21 protein-coding genes are annotated in these 17898 nt (G+C 75.9%); 10 read left to right on the forward strand and 11 right to left on the reverse strand.

The window, feature by feature from the left end:
* Positions 1-29 precede the first annotated feature (29 nt).
* Positions 30-794 carry an endonuclease/exonuclease/phosphatase family protein gene (locus tag MY526_RS10170; RefSeq protein WP_436692522.1) on the reverse strand — a complete coding sequence of 255 codons (765 nt, stop codon included), beginning with the start codon at positions 792-794 and terminating at the stop codon, positions 30-32.
* 75 nt (positions 795-869) lie between these two features.
* Here MY526_RS10170 and MY526_RS10175 point away from each other — a divergent pair, with 75 nt between their 5' ends.
* A complete protein-coding gene (locus MY526_RS10175; RefSeq protein WP_436692521.1) occupies positions 870-1469 on the forward strand; it encodes a hypothetical protein in 600 nt (199 codons plus the stop codon).
* Positions 1470-1550: 81 nt separating this feature from the next.
* Positions 1551-1946: a cold-shock protein gene (locus tag MY526_RS10180; RefSeq protein ID WP_436692520.1), complete on the forward strand. Its 396-nt coding sequence runs from the start codon at positions 1551-1553 to the stop codon at positions 1944-1946.
* A 120-nt stretch (positions 1947-2066) separates the two neighbouring features.
* On the opposite strand, the gene MY526_RS10185 is transcribed toward MY526_RS10180, so the two are convergent.
* Together MY526_RS10185 and MY526_RS10190 are read right to left on the reverse strand one after the other, a co-directional pair.
* Entirely contained in the window at positions 2067-2537 is a 471-nt protein-coding gene (locus MY526_RS10185; protein ID WP_436692519.1) for a DUF2771 family protein, read from the reverse strand.
* Complete coding sequence (locus tag MY526_RS10190) at positions 2534-4084, reverse strand: MFS transporter (RefSeq protein WP_436703824.1); 1551 nt, start codon at positions 4082-4084, stop codon at positions 2534-2536. The genes MY526_RS10185 and MY526_RS10190 overlap by 4 nt, the downstream gene beginning before the upstream one ends.
* 91 nt (positions 4085-4175) lie before the next feature.
* Between MY526_RS10190 and MY526_RS10195 the strand changes: the two genes are divergently transcribed.
* Positions 4176-4988, forward strand: coding sequence for a DUF3027 domain-containing protein (locus MY526_RS10195; RefSeq protein ID WP_436692517.1), 813 nt, complete (start codon positions 4176-4178; stop codon positions 4986-4988).
* Between the two features lie 107 nt (positions 4989-5095).
* On the opposite strand, the gene MY526_RS10200 is transcribed toward MY526_RS10195, so the two are convergent.
* Positions 5096-5317: a DUF2530 domain-containing protein gene (locus tag MY526_RS10200; RefSeq protein WP_436692516.1), complete on the reverse strand. Its 222-nt coding sequence runs from the start codon at positions 5315-5317 to the stop codon at positions 5096-5098.
* A 150-nt stretch (positions 5318-5467) separates the two neighbouring features.
* On the opposite strand from MY526_RS10200, the gene MY526_RS10205 reads away from it, so the two are divergent.
* The 5 genes from MY526_RS10205 to thpR all read left to right on the forward strand — a co-directional run bounded on the left by MY526_RS10205 (position 5468) and on the right by thpR (position 9834).
* Complete coding sequence (locus MY526_RS10205; protein ID WP_436692515.1) at positions 5468-6991, forward strand: NCS2 family permease; 1524 nt, start codon at positions 5468-5470, stop codon at positions 6989-6991.
* Between the two features lie 10 nt (positions 6992-7001).
* Positions 7002-7436: a MarR family winged helix-turn-helix transcriptional regulator gene (locus tag MY526_RS10210; RefSeq protein ID WP_436692514.1), complete on the forward strand. Its 435-nt coding sequence runs from the start codon at positions 7002-7004 to the stop codon at positions 7434-7436.
* Positions 7433-8785 carry an MFS transporter gene (locus MY526_RS10215; RefSeq protein WP_436703825.1) on the forward strand — a complete coding sequence of 451 codons (1353 nt, stop codon included), beginning with the start codon at positions 7433-7435 and terminating at the stop codon, positions 8783-8785. Before MY526_RS10210 ends, MY526_RS10215 begins: the two co-directional genes overlap by 4 nt.
* Before the next feature lie 69 nt (positions 8786-8854).
* Complete coding sequence (locus MY526_RS10220; protein WP_436692535.1) at positions 8855-9259, forward strand: hypothetical protein; 405 nt, start codon at positions 8855-8857, stop codon at positions 9257-9259.
* Positions 9260-9291: 32 nt separating this feature from the next.
* Complete coding sequence (gene thpR / locus MY526_RS10225) at positions 9292-9834, forward strand: RNA 2',3'-cyclic phosphodiesterase (protein ID WP_436703859.1); 543 nt, start codon at positions 9292-9294, stop codon at positions 9832-9834.
* Between the two features lie 7 nt (positions 9835-9841).
* Here thpR and MY526_RS10230 read toward each other — a convergent pair whose 3' ends face one another.
* The gene (locus tag MY526_RS10230; protein WP_436692512.1) at positions 9842-10804 is read right to left on the reverse strand and encodes an aldo/keto reductase; all 963 of its coding nucleotides are present in this window, start codon (positions 10802-10804) and stop codon (positions 9842-9844) included.
* A 28-nt stretch (positions 10805-10832) separates the two neighbouring features.
* Here MY526_RS10230 and MY526_RS10235 point away from each other — a divergent pair, with 28 nt between their 5' ends.
* Complete coding sequence (locus tag MY526_RS10235) at positions 10833-11657, forward strand: thioesterase family protein (protein ID WP_436703826.1); 825 nt, start codon at positions 10833-10835, stop codon at positions 11655-11657.
* Between the two features lie 7 nt (positions 11658-11664).
* Here MY526_RS10235 and MY526_RS10240 read toward each other — a convergent pair whose 3' ends face one another.
* Genes MY526_RS10240 through MY526_RS10250 form a run of 3 tightly spaced genes read right to left on the reverse strand, consistent with a single transcriptional unit; the run spans position 11665 to position 13837 of the window.
* Entirely contained in the window at positions 11665-12228 is a 564-nt protein-coding gene (locus MY526_RS10240) for a TetR family transcriptional regulator (protein ID WP_436692510.1), read from the reverse strand.
* A gap of 59 nt (positions 12229-12287) precedes the next feature.
* On the reverse strand, positions 12288-13061 hold the full coding sequence (locus MY526_RS10245; protein ID WP_436692509.1) for an ABC transporter permease: 774 nt from the start codon (positions 13059-13061) through the stop codon (positions 12288-12290).
* Positions 13058-13837 (reverse strand): ABC transporter ATP-binding protein, encoded by a 780-nt coding sequence (locus MY526_RS10250; protein WP_436692508.1) that lies wholly within the window; start codon positions 13835-13837, stop codon positions 13058-13060. Before MY526_RS10250 ends, MY526_RS10245 begins: the two co-directional genes overlap by 4 nt.
* Positions 13838-13941: 104 nt before the next feature.
* On the opposite strand from MY526_RS10250, the gene MY526_RS10255 reads away from it, so the two are divergent.
* Entirely contained in the window at positions 13942-14751 is an 810-nt protein-coding gene (locus tag MY526_RS10255) for a TrmH family RNA methyltransferase (protein ID WP_436692507.1), read from the forward strand.
* A gap of 11 nt (positions 14752-14762) precedes the next feature.
* Here MY526_RS10255 and MY526_RS10260 read toward each other — a convergent pair whose 3' ends face one another.
* From MY526_RS10260 to MY526_RS10270, 3 genes are all read right to left on the reverse strand, one after another.
* Positions 14763-15587 (reverse strand): PEP/pyruvate-binding domain-containing protein, encoded by an 825-nt coding sequence (locus tag MY526_RS10260; RefSeq protein WP_436692506.1) that lies wholly within the window; start codon positions 15585-15587, stop codon positions 14763-14765.
* Positions 15584-17317, reverse strand: coding sequence for a PEP-utilizing enzyme (locus tag MY526_RS10265; protein ID WP_436703827.1), 1734 nt, complete (start codon positions 17315-17317; stop codon positions 15584-15586). Before MY526_RS10265 ends, MY526_RS10260 begins: the two co-directional genes overlap by 4 nt.
* Before the next feature lie 103 nt (positions 17318-17420).
* Positions 17421-17894, reverse strand: a complete 474-nt coding sequence (locus tag MY526_RS10270) for a general stress protein (protein ID WP_436692504.1) — start codon at positions 17892-17894, stop codon at positions 17421-17423.
* Between the last annotated feature and the right edge of the window lie 4 nt (positions 17895-17898).

A 17898-nucleotide genomic window follows, 5' to 3' on the forward strand; every position in this document is an offset into this window, starting at 1 on the left:
CTTCCTAAACCGCGCGGGCGCCCGGGCGGTCAGACCCGGCAGGGGACGACGAGGGCGCGGTGGTCCGACAGCGGCAGCCGCACCGCCTCGGCGGCGCCGGTCGCGGCGATCGGGCCGCGGGCGAGCACGTGGTCCAGCTGGCGGGCGGGGGCGTCCAGCGGGAACGTCGGCGCCGTCCCCAGCGGCTGCAGCCCGCTCAGCCGCACGGCCTGGCCGCGCTCCATGTTGAGGTCGCCCATGAGCACCAGCGGCTCGCGGGTCCCGGTCAGCGAGCGCACCAGCTTCGACAGCTGCAGCGCGTTCCAGCCGGGGATGAACGACAGGTGGGTGTTGGCCACCGTGAACTGCCCCGCCGGCCCCTCCAGGACGGCGGCGACGGCGACCCGCGGCTCGTCGCCGACCAGCTTCGGCCGCGACGCGCCCCGGAACCACACCGGCACCCGGCTGCGCAGCGCCGGCAGCCGGACGACGCGCCACGACACCACCGGATAGCGGGACAGCAGCGCGATCCCGTAGGTCGCCGACCCGGGCTGCTCGTCGCCGGTGGCCGCCATCCAGGTGCCGCCCGGCGTGCCGTGCAGCGCCGCCACGAACTGCGAGTCGACCGCGCCCATGGCCTCGGCGGCGACCGCGGTGAGGTCGGCGCCCATCGACCGCGGCTGGTCCCGGTCGACCTCCTGCAGGCCCAGGACGTCGGCGTCGAGGGTCTTCACGGCGGCGGCGAGGCGCTCGACGTCGACTCGGTCGTCGACGGGGGAGCGGCCGTGGAGGATGTTGAAGGTCGCGATCCGCACGCAGGTCCAGTGCCCCGACCGGCGCCGTCCACACGGGCACGTTCCGAGCACGGCGCGCCGGGTAGCAGCTAGCGCGTGCAGCCATCGGACCGGGACGAGATCCGTGACCTCCTCAAGCGCGTCGCCGTCGCCCTCAAGCAGGGCGACGTCCCCTTCGCCCTGTGCGGTGGCTACGCGGCGTGGGTGCGCGGAGCGCCCGAGCCCGACCACGACGCGGACTTCCTCGTCCCGGCCGCGGAGAGCGAGCGGGCGGCCAAGGTGCTGGCCGAGGCCGGCCTGGAGGTCGTCGACCCGGCCGAGGACTGGCTGACGAAGGTGGTGCAGGGCAACTCGTTCGTCGACGTCCTCTGGCGCACCTGCGGCGTCCCGGTGGAGAACGACCTCATCGACCGCGCCGAGGAACTGCCGGTGCTCTCGGTGCACATGCCCGTCCTCGAGGCCACCGACATCGTCGTCACCAAGCTGATGGCCCTCGACGAGCACTACTGCGACTACTCCCGGCTGCTGCCGGTGGCCCGCGCGCTGCGCGAGCAGGTGGACTGGGAACGGGTCCGTCGCGACGTCGAGGGCAACGACTTCGCCGCGGTGTTCCTGGTGCTCCTCGACCGCCTCGGGGTGGTGGAGCAGCCGGTCGACGAGGAGGACGCCGGCCGGGTCGGCGCGGGCCACGACTAACCTGTGGGTCAGCGCGGCGCCGTGCCGCGCCGTCCTCCCGGCCCGGTGCCGGGCCCGTCCGCGACCGACTGAGGGATCAACGTGCCCACCGGCAGAGTCAAGTGGTTCAACCCGGAGAAGGGTTTCGGCTTCCTCTCGCGGGAGGACGGACCCGACGTCTTCGTGCACAAGGACGCCCTGCCGACGGGTACCAGCGAGCTCAAGCCGGGCCAGCGGGTGGAGTTCGGCATCGTCGCCGGCCGGCGGGGCGACCAGGCGCTGCAGGTGCGGGTGCTCGACCCGCTGCCCTCGGTGACCGCGGCGCACGCGGCGGCGACCCGCAAGAAGCCCGACGAGCTGGTCCCGATCATCGAGGACCTCATCAAGCTGCTCGACGACGTCTCCAACGGCCTGCGCCGCGGGCGGTACCCGGACAAGCCGGTGGCCCGCAAGGTCGCCTCGGTCCTGCGCGCGGTGGCCACCGACCTGGAGCACTGAAGGACCACCCTTCCCCCCGCGCCTCGCAAGCTCGGCGCGGGCCCCTGAAGGGTGGCCGCCCCTGGCCCCCCACCGCTCGCAGGCTCGCGGTGGGACCCTGCGGGAGGCCGTTCCAGCACGTCAGCCAGAGGGGGCCGACGCCGTGCCGCCGGTGGCGCCGCCGGCGCGCAGGAAGCCGATCGGCCACGCGCCGCTGAACCCGTCGCAGTCCTCCCGCGCCTCCTCGACGACGACGAGGTAGAACGCCGGCGGGACGACGTCGGAGGTGTTGATCTCGTCGTACACCGCCTCGCCGGCGTCGACCTCCACCTCGCCGAGCTGCTCCACCAGTTGCTCGTCGAAGACCTGGACGCTCCAGCCGCGCTCGGCCACCGCGTCGGGGACGGTGAGCCGGATCGTCGTGTCGGGGGAGACCTCGACGACCGGCGGCGTCGTGTCGTAGCGCAGGCCCTCGCCGTCCAGGCAGGCCTGGGTGGGCGAGACGCTGACCTCCTGCGGCCCCGCCGTCACGACGACGTCCTGCGGGCCGTCGGGCTCCGAGCCGCACCCGGCGAGGAGGAGGACGGCGGCCAGGCCGGCCGCCGGCCTCACGGCTGCCACTCCGGCGCGGGCTCGGCGAACGGTTCGGTGCGGCGCCGGCGCGGTCCCCACAGGACCAGGCCGATGGCGAGCACGAGCAGCGCGGCGGCGACGGTGAACCCGAGCCAGCCGACGGGCGGCAGGGCGATGCCGAGCGCGCCGCCGACCACCCAGGCCAGCTGCAGCATCGTCTCGGAGCGGGCGAACGCCGAGGCGCGCAGGATCTCGGGCACCTCGCGCTGGATGATCGCGTCGAGCGCCACCTTGCCCAGCGCGTTGGCCACCGCGGCGACGCCGGCGACGACGGCGGCCATCGGGAGGCTGTAGAAGACCGCGGCGAGGACCGTGATCGCCGCCGCGCTCCCCGCCGACCACAGCACGACCGGGTCGGGGTTGACCCGGTGCAGCCGCGAGCCGATCCCGGTGCCGAGCACGCTGCCGACCCCGGCCGCGCCGGCCACCGCGCCCAGGGCGAGGGTGCCCTGCCAGCCGCCGTCGACCGTGGCCTGGACGAGGAACGCGGAGAAGATCGTCAGGAACCCGCCGAGCCCGCGCAGCGCGGCGTTGGCCCGGAGCGCCACGACCACGCGGGGGTTGACCGGCCGCCGCCGGCGGCCGGTCGTCACCGGCTGGGGCGCGGTGGTGAGGACGTCGGCGGGCACCTCGCCGGTCGGGACGTCCACGTGGCGGGGCAGCCGGACGGCGAGCACGGCACCGACCACGAAGACGGCGGCGGTCGCGCCCAGCAGCCAGTCGAAGCCGACCGCCCACGCCAGCCCGGCGCCGATCCCGCCGAACACACCGGCGGTGAGCAGGCCGAAGACCGACGTCCGGGCGTTGGCGGAGGTGAGGGACATCGCGTGCGGCAGCACCCGGGGGACGACCGCCGCGCGCAGCACGTTGTGCGCCTTGGACAGCACCAGCACCCCGAGCGCGGCGGGGTAGAGCAGGAAGTCGTCGAAGTGGCCGGCCATGACGACCGCCAGCACCGCCCGCCCGAACAGGCTCGCGCCCATGGCCCAGCGCCGGCCGCGCTGCAGCCTGTCCAGCAGCGGCCCGATCACCGGGGCGACGATCGCGAACGGTGCCATCGTGACCAGCAGGTAGAGCGCCACGTTGCTGCGCTGGGCGTCGGTCGTGGCGGTGAAGAACAGCGTGCCGGCCAGGGAGACGGCGATCATCGCGTCGCCGGCCATGTGCACGGCGTTGACCCACAGCAGGTGCGTGAGGCCGCTGTCGCCGGCGCCGTCGGCCCGGCTGGCCGCGCGGACCCGGCGGACGGCCGCGCCGGTCAGCTCCCGGGACCGGGCGGCCGCGACCCGGGTGACGGTCAGCTTCCGCGGGGGGAGCGGCGCGGTCGGGGGCGGTGCGGGTGGCCCGGGTGGCAGCGCGGGCGGGGGTTGCCCGTTCCCCCCGCCGGCCGGCGGCTCCGCCGACAGGGGACGGGTCTCCGGGCGGGGGACGTCGATCGGGGTGGTGTCCATCCGCTCCGCCGCGGGCGGCAGCGGCCGTCCGCGCGGGACGCCGCGCCGGGGGGCGGGCGGGAGCGAGCCGGACACCGCCCCATCGTGCCGCACCTCCCTGAGCAGGCGGTCGGCGCGCCGCACCCGCGCCGTCCGGCGCGGCGCGGGCGTCAGGGAGAATGGGGGCGTGGCGGACCACCCCGAACCGGCGTCGACGTCCAGCGACCCCCTGAGCGAGGCGGCCGAGCAGGCCCGGGCTGCGGCGGTCGAGACCGCCGGCTCCCCTGAGCTGGTCGGCGAGCACCTGGGCGCGACGGCCGAGGTGCTCACGCCGGGCCCCGGGAGCGAGGCGGTCGACCCCGCCCTCCTCGGCGAGGTGGTCACCCACTCCTTCGCCAGCCGGCTGCCCGGCTACGTCGGGTGGCACTGGGCGGTCACCCTCGCCCGCGTGCCCGGCGAGGCGCAGCTGACCGTCGACGAGGTCGTGCTGCTCCCCGGCGACCAGGCCCTGCTGGCCCCGGCCTGGGTGCCGTGGCACGAGCGGCTGCGCCCGGGCGACCTGTCGGTCGGCGACGTGCTCCCCTCCACCGAGGACGACCCGCGGCTGGTCCCGAGCTACGCGGTGGACGACGACAGCGCCGACGACCCCGAGGCCGCCGCCCTGGCCGCCGAGCTCGGGCTCGGGCGCGAGCGGGTGATGTCGTGGGAGGGGCGCAGCGAGACGGCGGCCCGCTGGAGCGCCGGCGACTTCGGTCCGCGCTCGGCGATGGCCCGGCACGCGCCCGGCCCGTGCGGCACCTGCGGGTTCTTCCTGCCGCTGGCCGGCTCGCTGCGGCTCGGCTTCGGCGCCTGCGGCAACGTCTACGCCCCGGCCGACGGGCACGTGGTCACCGTCGACTACGGCTGCGGCGCGCACAGCCAGGCGACGCTGGTGCCCGACGACGCCACCGAGGTGGTCACCTCCGCCCGCTACGACACCGGCGCCTTCGACGTCCTGTGACACCGCGGTCCGTCCCGCGCTGAGCGTCGGTTTCCGCGGAAACCGACGGGGGCCCGGCCCAGCCGCGCCCCGCAGAGCGGCGGTTTCCGCGGAAACCGACGGGTCGCTCAGTCGCGGCGGCGGAGCTGGCCCTGCCAGCGCATGACGCCCAGCCCGACGGCGGCCAGCGCGATGCCGGCGACGCAGGTCCACGTCCACACCCGGTCGACGCGGTCGCCGAGCAGCAGCAGCACCACCAGCGCGACCGCCCACAGCGCCGTCCCGGCCAGGACCACGCGGACGGTGTCCACGCGCAGCGGCGGCGGGGCCTGCTTCGTCGGACCGGGCACCCCTCGACCCTAGGTCCTGACGGTCGCGCGGCCTCCATCTGGGCGAAACACGCGTGTGGCACGCTGTCGCCGCTCGTTGCAGACACCACCGGTCGGCCGGCGCGCGCTCCCCCGCCGCCGCCGTCCGGACACCCGCCCGGGGAGTCGTACATGGCAGACAAGTCCCGTTCGTCCACGGAGAGCGGCGCCCCCGGCGCCACGCCGGCCGACGTCGCCGCCGGCGGGCCGACCGTGCGGCGCAGCGACGGCCCGCGGGTCAGGCCGCGCAACGGCGTGGACCGCTACTTCGAGATCAGCGCCCGCCGCTCGACGGTGGTCCGCGAGCTGCGCGGCGGCGTGACGACGTTCTTCACGATGGCCTACATCGTGGTGCTCAACCCGATCATCCTGTCGGGCGCGGACATCACCGGGACGCAGCTGCCGTTCGCCTCGGTCGCGGCGGTGACCGCGCTGATCGCCGGCGTCATGACGATCCTGATGGGCGTCGTCGGCCGGTACCCGCTGGCGCTGGCCGCGGGGCTGGGCATCAACGCGATCGTCGCCGTCTACGCGAGCACCCAGCTCGCCTGGCCGGAGATCATGGGCCTGATCGTGCTCGAGGGCCTCGTCATCACGGTGCTCGTGCTGACCGGGCTCCGGAAGGCGGTCTTCGAGGCGATCCCGCCCCAGCTGAAGACGGCGATCGCGGTCGGCATCGGCTTCTTCCTCACGATCATCGGGCTGGCCGACGCCGGCGTCGTCCGCCCCGGCATCCCGCTGATCAGCTTCGGCGTCAACGGCCAGCTGGTCGGGTGGCCGCTGCTGGTGTTCGTCGTGGGCCTGCTGCTGACCAGCGTGCTCGTCGTCCGCCGGGTCAAGGGGGCGCTGCTCATCGGGATCGTCGTCTCCACGGTGCTGGCCATCGTCATCGAGGAGATCGCCGACATCGGCGTCCGCGTCGGTGAGGACAACCCGCGCGGCTGGGCACTGCAGCTGCCGCGGTGGCCCGACGAGGTGATCAGCGCGCCCGATCTCTCGCTGGTGGGCAACTTCTCCCTCTTCGGCGGCTTCGAGCGGATCGGCGTCATCGCCGCGCTGCTCATCGTCTTCTCGATCATGATCGCCGACTTCTTCGACACGGTCGGCACGGTGACCGCCGTCGGCGCCGAGGGCGACCTGCTCGACGACAAGCGGAACCTGCCGAGGTCCCAGCCGGTGCTGCTGGTCGACTCCCTGGCCGCCGCCGCGGGCGGGGCGGGCAGCGTGTCCTCCAACACCAGCTACATCGAGAGCGCCGCCGGCGTGGCCGACGGCGCGCGCACCGGCCTGGCCAGCGTGGCGACCGGGGTGCTGTTCCTCGTGGCGATGCTGTTCACGCCGCTGGTGCAGATCGTGCCGTCGGAGGCGGCCGCACCCGCACTCGTCATCGTCGGCGCGCTCATGATCAGCCAGATCCGCAACCTCGAGTGGGACGACATGTCCCTGGTCATCCCGGCGTTCCTCACCATCGCGCTCATGCCGTTCACCTACTCGATCACCAACGGCATCGGCGCCGGCGTCGTCACCTACGTGCTGCTGCGCAGCGTCGTGGGACGGCGGCGGGAGATCCACCCGCTGATGTGGGTGGTCGCCGCGCTGTTCGTCGTCTACTTCGCCCTCGAGCCGCTCCGGGAACTCTTCGACATGCTGAGTTAGGCTAACGACCGTGAGCCGGACGACGCTGGACACCGCGGCGCTGGCTCACGACCTCCGGCTCGCGGTGATGCGCTTCTCCCGCCGGCTGCGCAACCAGCGGGTCGACCAGTCGGTGACCCTCACCCACCTCGCGGCGCTGTCCACGCTCAAGCGGCACGGCCCGATGAGCCCGGGGGAGCTGGCCGCGCACGAGCGGGTCCAGCCGCCGTCGATGACCCGCGTCGTCGTCGCGCTCGAGGGGATGGGGCTGGTCACCCGCAGCCCGCACCCGACCGACGGCCGGCAGGTCGTCATCGACCTCACCCCGGCCGCGCGGGAGCTGCTCGACGCCGAGGCGCAGGCGCGGGAGGCGTGGCTGGCGGGGCGGCTGCAGGAGCTCACCGCCGAGGAGCGGGCGGTGCTGCGTGAGGCATCGGCGATCATGGACAAGCTGGCGAGTGGGTGACCGGGCGCTCTGACCGCTCCGGCTCGTTCCGGTCGCTGCGCGTGCGCAACTACCGGATCTACGCGTCGGCCAACCTCGTCAGCCTCACCGGCACGTGGATGCAGCGCATCGGCCAGGACTGGCTGGTGCTGCAGCTCTCCGGCGACAGCGGCATCGCCCTCGGCCTGATCACCGCGCTCCAGTTCGGCCCCACCCTGCTGCTCAGCATGTACGGCGGCGTGCTGGCCGACCGGTACGCCAAGCGCCGCATGCTGGTCGCCACCCAGGCGCTGATGGGGCTGCTGGCGCTGGTGCTCGCCGTGCTCGTCGCCGCCGACGGCGTCGCGCTCTGGCACGTGTTCGTGCTGGCCGGCGCGCTCGGGGCGGTGTCAGCCATCGACGCACCGGTCCGCCAGGCGTTCGTCTCGGAGATGGTCGGCCCGGAGCTGCTGGCCAACGCCGTCAGCCTGAACTCGACCATCTTCAACGGCGCCCGGCTGGTGGGCCCGTCGCTGGCCGGGCTGCTCATCGGGGCGGCGTCGGGGGACACCGCACCGGCGTTCTTCGTCAACGCGGCCAGCTTCGCGTGCACCATCGGCGCGCTGCTGAGCATGCGCGCGCGGGAGCTGCACCCCAGCCCGCCGCTGGCCCGGGCCAAGGGGCAGCTGCGCGCGGGCCTGGCCTACACGTGGGCCCACCCCGACCTCGTGCTCGCCATGGCTCTGGCGTTCGTCCTGGGCACCTTCGCCTTCAACTACCAGGTCACGATCGCGCTGATGACGCGGGAGGTGTTCGACCTGGGCGCGGAGGCGTTCGGCCTGCTCTCCACCTGCTTCGCCGTCGGATCGCTGTCCGGGGCACTGCTGTCCACCCGGCGCAGCCGGCGGCCCCGGCAGCGGTTCCTGGTGGGGACGGCGATCGTCTTCGGTCTGCTGACGATGGCCTGCGGCCTGGCGCCGGGCTACGTCTCCTTCGCGGTGCTGCTCGTACCGGCCGGCGCGGCGGGCCTGGTGTTCAGCGTGGCCAACAACAGCTTCGTCCAGCTGGGCGTGGACCCGCAGCTGCGCGGGCGGGTCATGGCGTTGTACTTCATGTGCTTCATGGGCGGCACGCCGCTCGGCGCGCCGCTCATCGGCTGGGTCGCCGAGCACCTGGGCGCACCGTGGGGCTTCCTGATCGGCGGCGCGGTCGCCGTGGCAGCCGGGCTCGGGGCGGGGGCCTGGCTGGCCCGGGGGCGGCGGGTCCGCCTGGAGGCGCACGTCTCCCCGCCGCGGGTGCAGCTCCACGTGGGCCCGCGCACGGCGCCGGTCCGGGCGGCGGTGGAGGCCGCGGCGGGCCAGGCCACGGGCCGGCGGTCCGCGGGCGGCTGACCGGTGCCGGACGGCGGCGCGCGGACGTACCGTGACGGGGACCACCGTCGAGTCGTCCGCGGAGGCGACATGACCAGTTCGCTGCTGCACCTGGGGGCCATCGTCTCGGGGGTCGTGGGGGCGGTCGCCCTGCTCGACTGGCTGGCCCGGTGCGCGTTCGGGTCGGCGCGGCTGCCGGAGGTCGTCCGCCGCCGCGCCCCGGAGCCTCCGCCGCCGACCCGCCGTCCGCTGGAGGTGGTCGCCGCGGACCTGCGCCGGCTCTCCCGTCAGCTCGCCCGGGTCCCCGCCGGCGCCCCGATGGCCCGCCGCCGCGGGCTGCAGGCCGCCTACGACGACGTCCTCATCGAGGCGGCGGAGCTGCTCGAGGTGCCGCACACGCTGCTGCCCGGCACGTCCACGGGGCTGTCCCGGGACGCCGAGCGGCTCCGGCTGCAGGCCGCACTCGCCGGCGCCGGCCTCGTGGTGCCCGACTGAGCCCGGCACCGGCCGGAGCGGGCACGCGGCGGCTGTTCTTCGCGGTCACGCCCCCGCCCGCGGCGCGGGACGACCTCGACCGGGCGCTGACGCCGCTCCGGGACGCCCCCGGCGCGCCGCGGTGGACCGCCCCGGACCGCTGGCACCTCACCCTGCTGTTCCTCGGCGCGGTCCCGGCCGGCGACGTCGACGCGCTGGTCGCCGGCTCGACCGCGGCGGTGACGGGCACGCCCGCGCTCACCCTGCAGCTGGCCGGGGGCGGCCGGTTCGGCTCCCGGCGCCGTCCGCAGGTGTGCTGGGTCGGGGTGACCGGGGACGGCGACGCGCTCGGCGCTCTGGCCGGCCGGCTGGCGAGGGTGGCCCGCCGGCTGGGGCTGCCGGTGGAGGAGCGGCCGTTCCGCGCGCACCTCACCCTCGGCCGCTGGCGCCCGGGCCGGCCAGGGGACGGCGACCTGCCCGACCGGCTGGCCGACTACCGCGGGCCGAGCTGGCCGGTGACCGAGGTCGAGCTGCTGGAGAGCCGGCTCGGACCCGCGCCCAGCTACCGGCAGGTGGCGGCCTGGCCGCTGGGCTGAGCGGGGCTCACCAGGCGTACTCCATCGGCGCCGCGCGGTACCCGGGGAAGATCTCGTCGAGGCGGGCCAGCTGCCCCTCCTCCAGGGCGACGTCCAGCGCGGCCAGCCCGCCGTCGAGCTGCTCCATCGTCCGGGGCCCGACGATCGGCGCGGTCACCGCGGGCTGGTGCAGCAACCAGGCGACCCCGACGTCCGCGGGCGCCAGGCCCCACTCCCGGCAGGCGTCCTCGTAGGCCTGCAGCGCCGGGCGGTGCCGCTCCACCCGCTCCTCGGCGGCGCGGCGGCGGGGGCCGCCGCCCTCGGCGAGGATGCCGGCGAGCAGGCCGCCGGCCAGCGGGCTCCACGGGATGATCCCGACCCCGTAGTGCCGGGCGGCGGGGAGCACCTCGAGCTCGACGTGGCGGGTGAGCAGGTTGTAGTGCGACTGCTCGCTCACCAGGCCGAGGAAGTGCCGGCGGGTGGCCGCCTCGTTGGCCGCGGCGATCTGCCAGGCGGCGTGGTTGGAGGAGCCGACGTAGAGCACCTTGCCCTGCGCGACCAGCGTCTCGCAGGCCTGCCAGATCTCCTCCCACGGCGTGGCCAGGTCGACGTGGTGGAACTGGTAGAGGTCGATCCAGTCGGTCTGCATCCGGCGCAGCGAGGCCTCGCAGGCGCGCACCAGGTTGCGGGCGGACAGGAACGTGTCGTTGGGCCACTGGGTCATCGAGCCGTAGACCTTGGTCGCCAGCACGGTCTTCTCGCGCCGCTGCCCGCCCTGGGCGAACCAGGTCCCGAGGACCTCCTCGGTCCGTCCCTTGCCCGCGTCGAAGCCGTAGGTGTTGGCGGTGTCGACGAAGTTGACCCCCTCGCCCTGGGCGCGGTCCAGGATGGCGTGCGCGTCGGCCTCCTCGGTCTTCCAGCCGAAGTTCATCGTGCCCAGGCACAGCCGGGAGACCGACAGGCCGCTGCGGCCCAGGTGCGTGTACTCCATGGACGCCCACCCTGGCAGTCTCGGTCGCGTGCCGCAGACCGACCCCGCCCTTTCCGTCTTCGACGCCGACACCGCGGTCACGCGCGTCGAGGGTGGCGGGCTGGCCGCCGACCTCGACGACGGGTGGGACGTCGCCCCCGGCATCCTCAACGGCGGCTACCTGCTGGCCGTGGTGGCGCGGGCGGCCCTCGCCGAGAGCCCGCACCCGCACCCGGTCGCGCTGGCGGCGAGTTTCCTGCGGGCCACGCCGCCCGGGCGCGCGGCCCTCGCGGTCACCCCCGGGCCGGCCGGCCGGACGCTCGCGCACTCCTCCGTCGTCCTGTCGGGGGACGGCGGGCCGTCGCTGACCGCCCAGGTGACCACGGCGACGCTCACCGACGCGGCGCCGGACTGGTCGGCCACCCCGCCGCCGGCGGCCACGCCCGTGGCCGACTGCCTCCCCCCGGGCGACGACGGCACGCTGGTCCACCCGATGCCCGAGGTGGGCCTGCGCACCCGCGTGCACACCCGGCTGGACCCGGAGACCGCCGGCTGGGCGCTCGGCCGGCCGGGCACCGAGCCGCGGATGCGGGGGTGGGTGCGCCTGGCCGACGGCCGCGAGCCCGACCCGCTGGCGCTGCTGCTCTTCGCCGACGTCCTGCCGCCGACCAGCTGGGCGACCGGCCGGTTCGGCTGGGCGCCGACGGTGCAGCTGCAGGTGCTGGTGCGGGCGCTCCCGGCGCCCGGCTGGTGCCTGGTCGAGGCGCGCGCCGGGGAGGTCGCCGGCGGCTGGCTCGACGAGGACTACCGGATCTGGGACTCCACCGGCCGGCTCGTCGCGCAGAGCCGACAGCTGGCCCGCGCACCGCGCTGACCCCGGCTCACCGGGGGCGCCGGTGCGGCAGCTCGACGTCGCCGGTGAGGTAGCGCTGCACCGTGGGGCCGACGGCGGCGACGACGTCCTCCCGGGCCGCCGATGCCAGCGGCTCCAGCCGGAGCACGTAGCGGGCCATGACCAGCCCCATCACCTGCGAGGCGACCAGCGAGCCGCGAGCGTCGCGCTCGGCGACCGGCATGTCGAGCGTGCCGATCACCCGCCGGATCACCCGGGCGACCAGGAACTCGCGCAGCAGCTTGGCGGTCCACTCGCTGCTCACCGCCGACCGGATGAGGGCCAGCCCGGCCGGCCGGGCCGGGCCGTCCCAGACCCGCAGCACCATGCGGACGACGGCGGCGCCGAGGTCGGCCGGGGCGGAGGCGAGCACTTCCGGCAGCAGCTCGGTCGGGTCGACCGGTGCCTCGACCGCCGCCAGGAACAGCTTGTCCTTTGTGCCGAAGTAGTGGTGGACGAGGGCGGGGTCGACCCCGGCGGCGGTGGCGATCCTGCGGATCGAGGCGCCGTCGTAACCGCGCTCGGCGAAGGCGGCGCGGGCCGCGTCCAGCACCGCCTCGCGGGTGCCCGGGTTGCCGGGGCGGCGACCCGTGGGCCGCCGGCGTGCCTCGCTCAGCCGCTCCTCCTCCGCAGGGTCGCCGCCGCCAGTGCGAGGGCGAGTACCGCGACGCCGGACACGATCGCCACGTCGGTCCACATCGTGCCCGTCGCCGACACCGAGCGCCCGACCTCCCGCAGCGCCTCGACGGCGTAGGTGAGCGGCAGGACGTCGCTGATCGCCTGCAGCCACCCGGCCATCTGCTCCCGCGGCACGAGCAGGCCGCACAGGAAGAACTGGGGGAGGACGACGACCGGCATGAACTGCACGGCCTGGAACTCGCTGCGGGCGAAGGCGCTGGCCAGCAGCCCCAGCGCCACCCCGAGCACGGCGTCGACGACCGCGATGAGGACGACCGCCCACAGCGACCCGGCGACGTCCAGGTCGTAGACGGTGGTCGCGACGCCGACGGTGACCACCGCCTGCACGGCCGCCGCCAGCCCGAACGCGGTGCCGTACCCCAGGAGGAGGTCCAGCCGCGCCAGCGGGGTGGTCAGCAGCCGCTCCAGGGTGCCGGTGGTGCGCTCCCGGAGCATGGCGATGCTGGTGACCAGGAACATCACGACGAACGGGAAGACGCCGAGCATCGTCAGGCCCACCCGGTCGAACAGGCCGACCTGCCCGGGCAGCGCCGGGACGTCGCGCCACAGCAGGTACAGCAGGCCGAGCAGGAGGCTCGGCAGCACGACCATCATCGCGATCGTGCGGTGGTCGTGCCGCAGCTGGCGGAGCACCCGGCCGGTCGTCGCCAGGGTGAGCCGCGGTGAGAGGACCGAGGTCGTGCTCACGTCCGGGTCACCTGCTCGGCTGCGCGCGGCGGAGCCGCAGCGGTGGCGGAGCGGCTCACGCCCACCCCCTCACGGGCCCGCACCAGCTGCAGGAACGCCTCCTCCAGGTCGGCGGTCCCGGCGTCGGCGCGCAGCCGGGCGGGGGTGTCGTCGAAGAGCAGTTCCCCCTCGCGGAGCAGCAGCAGCCGGTCGCAGCGGGCCGCCTCCTCCATGACGTGGCTGGAGACGAGCAGCGTCGTGCCGGCGTCGGCCAGGGCGTGGAACCGGGCCCACAGCTCGACCCGCAGCACGGGGTCGAGGCCGACGGTCGGCTCGTCGAGCACCAGGACCTCGGGGTCGCCGACCAGGGCGCAGGCCAGGGACACGCGGCCCTGCTGGCCGCCGGAGAGGTCGCGGACCAGCTGGCCGGCGGCGTCGGCCAGGTCGACGCCGGCCAGCGCGGCGTCCGCAGCGGGCGCGCCCCGGCCGTAGAGGGCGGCGAAGTAGCGGGCGTTCTCGCGGACGGTCAGGTCGGGGTAGACGCTGGGCGCCTGGGTGACGTAGCCGACCCGGGAGCGCAGGGCGGGCGAGCCGGCGGGCTGCCCGAGCACGGTGACGTGCCCGGAGCGCACCTGCTGGACGCCGACGACGGCGCGCATGAGCGTGGTCTTCCCGCTGCCGCTCGGCCCGAGCAACCCGGTGACCTGCCCGGCCGGGACGCCGAAGGACAGCCCGCGCAGCACCGGACGGGACCCCCGGTGCACGACGAGATCGGTGACGGTGACGGCGTCGGTCATGGAGACCTCCCGCGAAGAACTCAACGCCTGATGAACTCAACGGTAGGTGAGTTGTGCCGACCGCGTCAACGGGCGTTGTCCCCCCGGTTGGCAGGATCGGAGCCGTGCCCGCCGACCCCGTGACGATCACCGACCCGGCCGACGAGCGGGTGGCCGACTTCCGCGACCTCAAGGCGGGGGACCGCCCGCCCGGCACCGAGCGCGGGACCGGTCCGGTGATCGTGGAGGGCGTGCCGGCAGTGCAGCGGCTGCTGGCCTCGCCGTACCGGGTGCGCGCGGTGCTCGGGGTGCCCGGCCGGGTCGCGGCGCTGGACCTCCCGGCGGGCACCGCCGCCTACGAGGCGGACAAGTGGGTGCTGTCGGAGGTGATCGGCTTCCGGCTGACCCGCGGGGTGCTGGCCTCGGCCGAGCGCCGCCCGCCGGCCGACGTCGACGCGCTGCTGGCCGGGCCGGACCCGGCGGCGCCGCGGCGGCTGGCGGTGCTCGAGGCGCTCAACGACGCGGAGAACCTGGGGTCGATCGCCCGGTCGGCCGTCGCGCTGGGCGTGGACGGCCTGCTGCTGGACCCGCGCTGCGCCGATCCGCTCTACCGGCGCTCGGTGCGGGTCTCGATGGGGCACGTGCTGGCGCTGCCGTTCGCCGTCCTGCCCGACTGGCCCCGCGGACTGGCCCGGCTGCACGACGCCGGCTACCTGACGGTGGCGCTCACCCCGGCTCCGGACGCCGTCGACCTCGCCGCGGTCGACCCGCGGGCCCATCCGCGGACCGCGGTGCTGCTCGGGGCCGAGGGGCCGGGGCTCACCCCGGAGGCGCAGCGGGCCGCGCGGGTGCGCGCGCGGATCCCCATGCGGACCGGCGTCGACTCCCTCGGCGTGGCGGCCGCCGCCGCGGTCGCCTTCGCCACGCTGCGCTGAGCCACCGCCGCTCAGCGGGCCGGCAGCGGCACGGGCCGGCGCTGGAGCAGGACCGCCCCGTCCGCGGTCCACGCCCACTCCAGGTCCGACGGGCCGCCGAACACCGCGTCGCACCGGCGGGCCAGGTCGGCCAGCGCGGCCAGCTCCGCCGGGCCCAGGCAGGGACGGCGGGCCCGCTCCGGCCGGACCCCGACGACCGCCGTCCCACCCCCGGGCCGGGCCACGACGGCGCGGTCCTTGTCGCCCACCACCTGCTCGAGCAGCCGGCCGTCGGAGCCCAGCCGGACGAGGTCGGGCACGACGAGGCCCTCGACCACGGCCACGCCCAGACCCCAGGCGGCCTCGACGACCAGCTCGTCGGCGCCGGTGACCGGGTGCCGGGAGAAGAGCACCCCGGCCGCCAGCGCGCTGACCTGCCGTTGCAGCACCACGCCGCACCGCGGGGTCGAGTCGTCGCCCCCCGCTCCGCGGTAGGCAAGTGCCGACGGCGACCGCGACGAGAGGGCGACGTCGGCGACCGCCCGGGCCACGGCGTCGGGCCGGACGACGTTGAGCACGGTCAGGTGCTGGCCGGCGAAACTGCGCCGCTCGCCGTCCTCGCCGACCACCGAGGACCGGACCGCCACCGGCCCGCCCTCCCGGGCGACCGTGCGGACGGCGTCCGCGACGGCCGCGGCGAGCCCGTCGCGGCCGGCGTCGGCGACCAGGTCGGCCGGCAGGGCCACGCCCGGCGGCACCGGCAGGCCGGCGCGGATCGCGGCCCCCAGCGCCGCCGCCTTGCCACCGTACGCGTCCTCGTCGTCCACCTCGGCCAGCGGCAGGCAGCCGGGGCTCACAGCACGGTGACGGTGCCGGTGGCCCCGTCGACGTGGACCCGGGCGCCGTCCGGGATGCGCACGGTCGCGTCCTGGCACCCGACGACCGCGGGGACGCCGAACTCGCGGGCCACGATCGCGGCGTGCGACAGCAGCCCGCCGCGGTCGGTGACGATCGCCCCGAGACGGGGGAGCACGAGGTTGAACGCCGGGCCGGTGGCGGCGGTGACCAGGACGTCGCCGGTCTGCACCCGGGCGAGCTCACCGCTGCCGGTCAGCACGCGGGCGGTGCCCTCGTAACTGCCGGCGCTCACACCGAGGCCGTGCACGGTCCGGTCGCCGGGGGGCTGCCCCGCGTCCCGCAGCATGGCGGTCAGCGCGAAGCCCACCGCCTCCTGCACCCGGGCCGCCTCGGGCGGGAGCCACCGGGCGGGCACCAGGCCGACGGGCGGCGGACCGAAGGCTGCGGGCACGTCGCGGTAGGTCGCCGTCCGCCGCCAGTGCACCCGGCGGGCCACCTCGTCCCGGGTCGGGCCGCGGCCGTCCAGCAGCAGCATGCGGAGCTCGTCCGGGGCGAGGTCGACCGCGTCGTCCGGCGCGTCGAGCGCCCCCCGCTCGTGCAGCCGGTGGCCGGCCTCGAGCACCGCCGCACGGGTGACGCTGCCCAGCAGGCGGTCGGCGTGGACGGTGCGCTCGTCGCGCAGCCGGTAGACCAGGCGGGCCTCGGCGAGCAGGTCGTCGAACTCGGCCCGCCACTCGGCGGGCACCGCGGCCCGGACCCGTGCGGTGATCTCGGCCGCGGCGTCGCCGGGTGCCTGCCGCCCGGACTCGAGCGCCGCGCGCACGCGGGCCAGCACCAGCTCCGGGGCCTCCAGCGAGCCGGGCTCCGCGACGGGGTCCTGGCCGTCGACCGGCAGCGCCGCCAGGGCGGCCAGGTAGCTGCCGGTGCGGCTCCCCACCGGCTCCGGCCAGCCGATCAGCCGGCTCAGCGCCTCCTCCGCCGGGAGCCACTCGTCGAGGACCGGCGCGGCCGCGGCGCCGTCCTCCCGGAGGGCGGCGACCAGGTCGTCCAGCTCCTCGGGCGCGCCCTCGGTCACCGGGCTGGCGCCGGCCAGGCAACCGAGCACGTCGGCCGGGGCCATGCCGGTCCAGCGCACGGTGTGCACCACGAGGTCGCCCACGGGCAGCAGCGCGGCGGCGTCGAAGCGGTGGTGCTGGAAGTAGGCCTCGGTCATGGCCTCCCCGCACCGGTCGACCAGGTGGCACAGGCCCGCGTCGTCGACGGTGCGCACGTTGACCTCGGCGAGCGCCTGGTGCAGCCCGCGCAGCGCCGGCTTCACCGCGGTGTCCCACTCGTGCAGGTCCGCCCGCCAGCGGCGCTCGGCGAGGGCGGCCCGCGCGGTCGCCATCCGCTCCCGCAGGACGGGGTCGTCGGCGAGCAGCCGGCGGAACTCCTCCTCCGTCGGGCGGTCGTCGGCGTCCGGCGGGGTGCCCAGCGTGCGCAACCGGTTGTAGAGGAAGCAGCCGACGAGGGCGACGTCGGTGGCCTCGATCAACGTGCCGTACCGGGCGTAGCCGGCGCGGAAGCCCTGCATGAACGCGTCCGGGAAGACGGCCGCGGTGAAGCGGCACAGGGGGCGGGGGAAGTGGCTGGAGTCCAGGAGCCAGGTCCCCGGTCCCGGAGGCGACCACCGGCGGTGCGGCGACGCCCCGGGCGGTGCCAGCCGGTGCCCGGACCGGACGTCGTCCATGTGACCTCCTGCAGCAGTGGGGCCGCGAAGGTATCGGTACGTTCCGTTTCCGGACAGTGCCGGAGTGCTCCTCGCCCGACCCCCCGACTGCGGGGGCGTGGCGTCAGCCGCGGAGGGCGAACCGGGCGAGCAGGGCGCGGGCGTCCTCGGCGCGGGCCGGGTTGCACATGACGTCGTAGCGGCCGGCGATGATCGCACTGGTGCTGGTGAAGTCGCGCCGCCCCCGGGTGGCCGCGTAGCCCATGACGCCGAAGAGCGCGCCGAACAGCAGGCCGAAGAGCAGCCCCAGGAGCACCGAGCCCAGCCAGTCGTCGCCGTCGACGGTGAAGATCCCGAGCAGCAGCCCGACGAACAGGCCCCACCACGCGCCGCCGGCCGCGCCCGCTGCCAGCGCCCGTCCCAGGGTGAGCCGCCCGGTCACCCGCTCGACCTGCTTGAGGTCCGAGCCGATGATCGTGACGTTCTCGACCGCGAACTTCTCGTCGGACAGGTAGTCGACGGCGGCCTGCGCCTGCTCGTAGCTGTCGTAGGACCCGACCTGCACGCCGCCGAGCGGCATGGACACCGATGCGGCCATGAGT

This window comes from Geodermatophilus sp. CPCC 205761, from assembly GCF_051383655.1.
GTDB lineage: Bacteria > Actinomycetota > Actinomycetes > Mycobacteriales > Geodermatophilaceae > Geodermatophilus.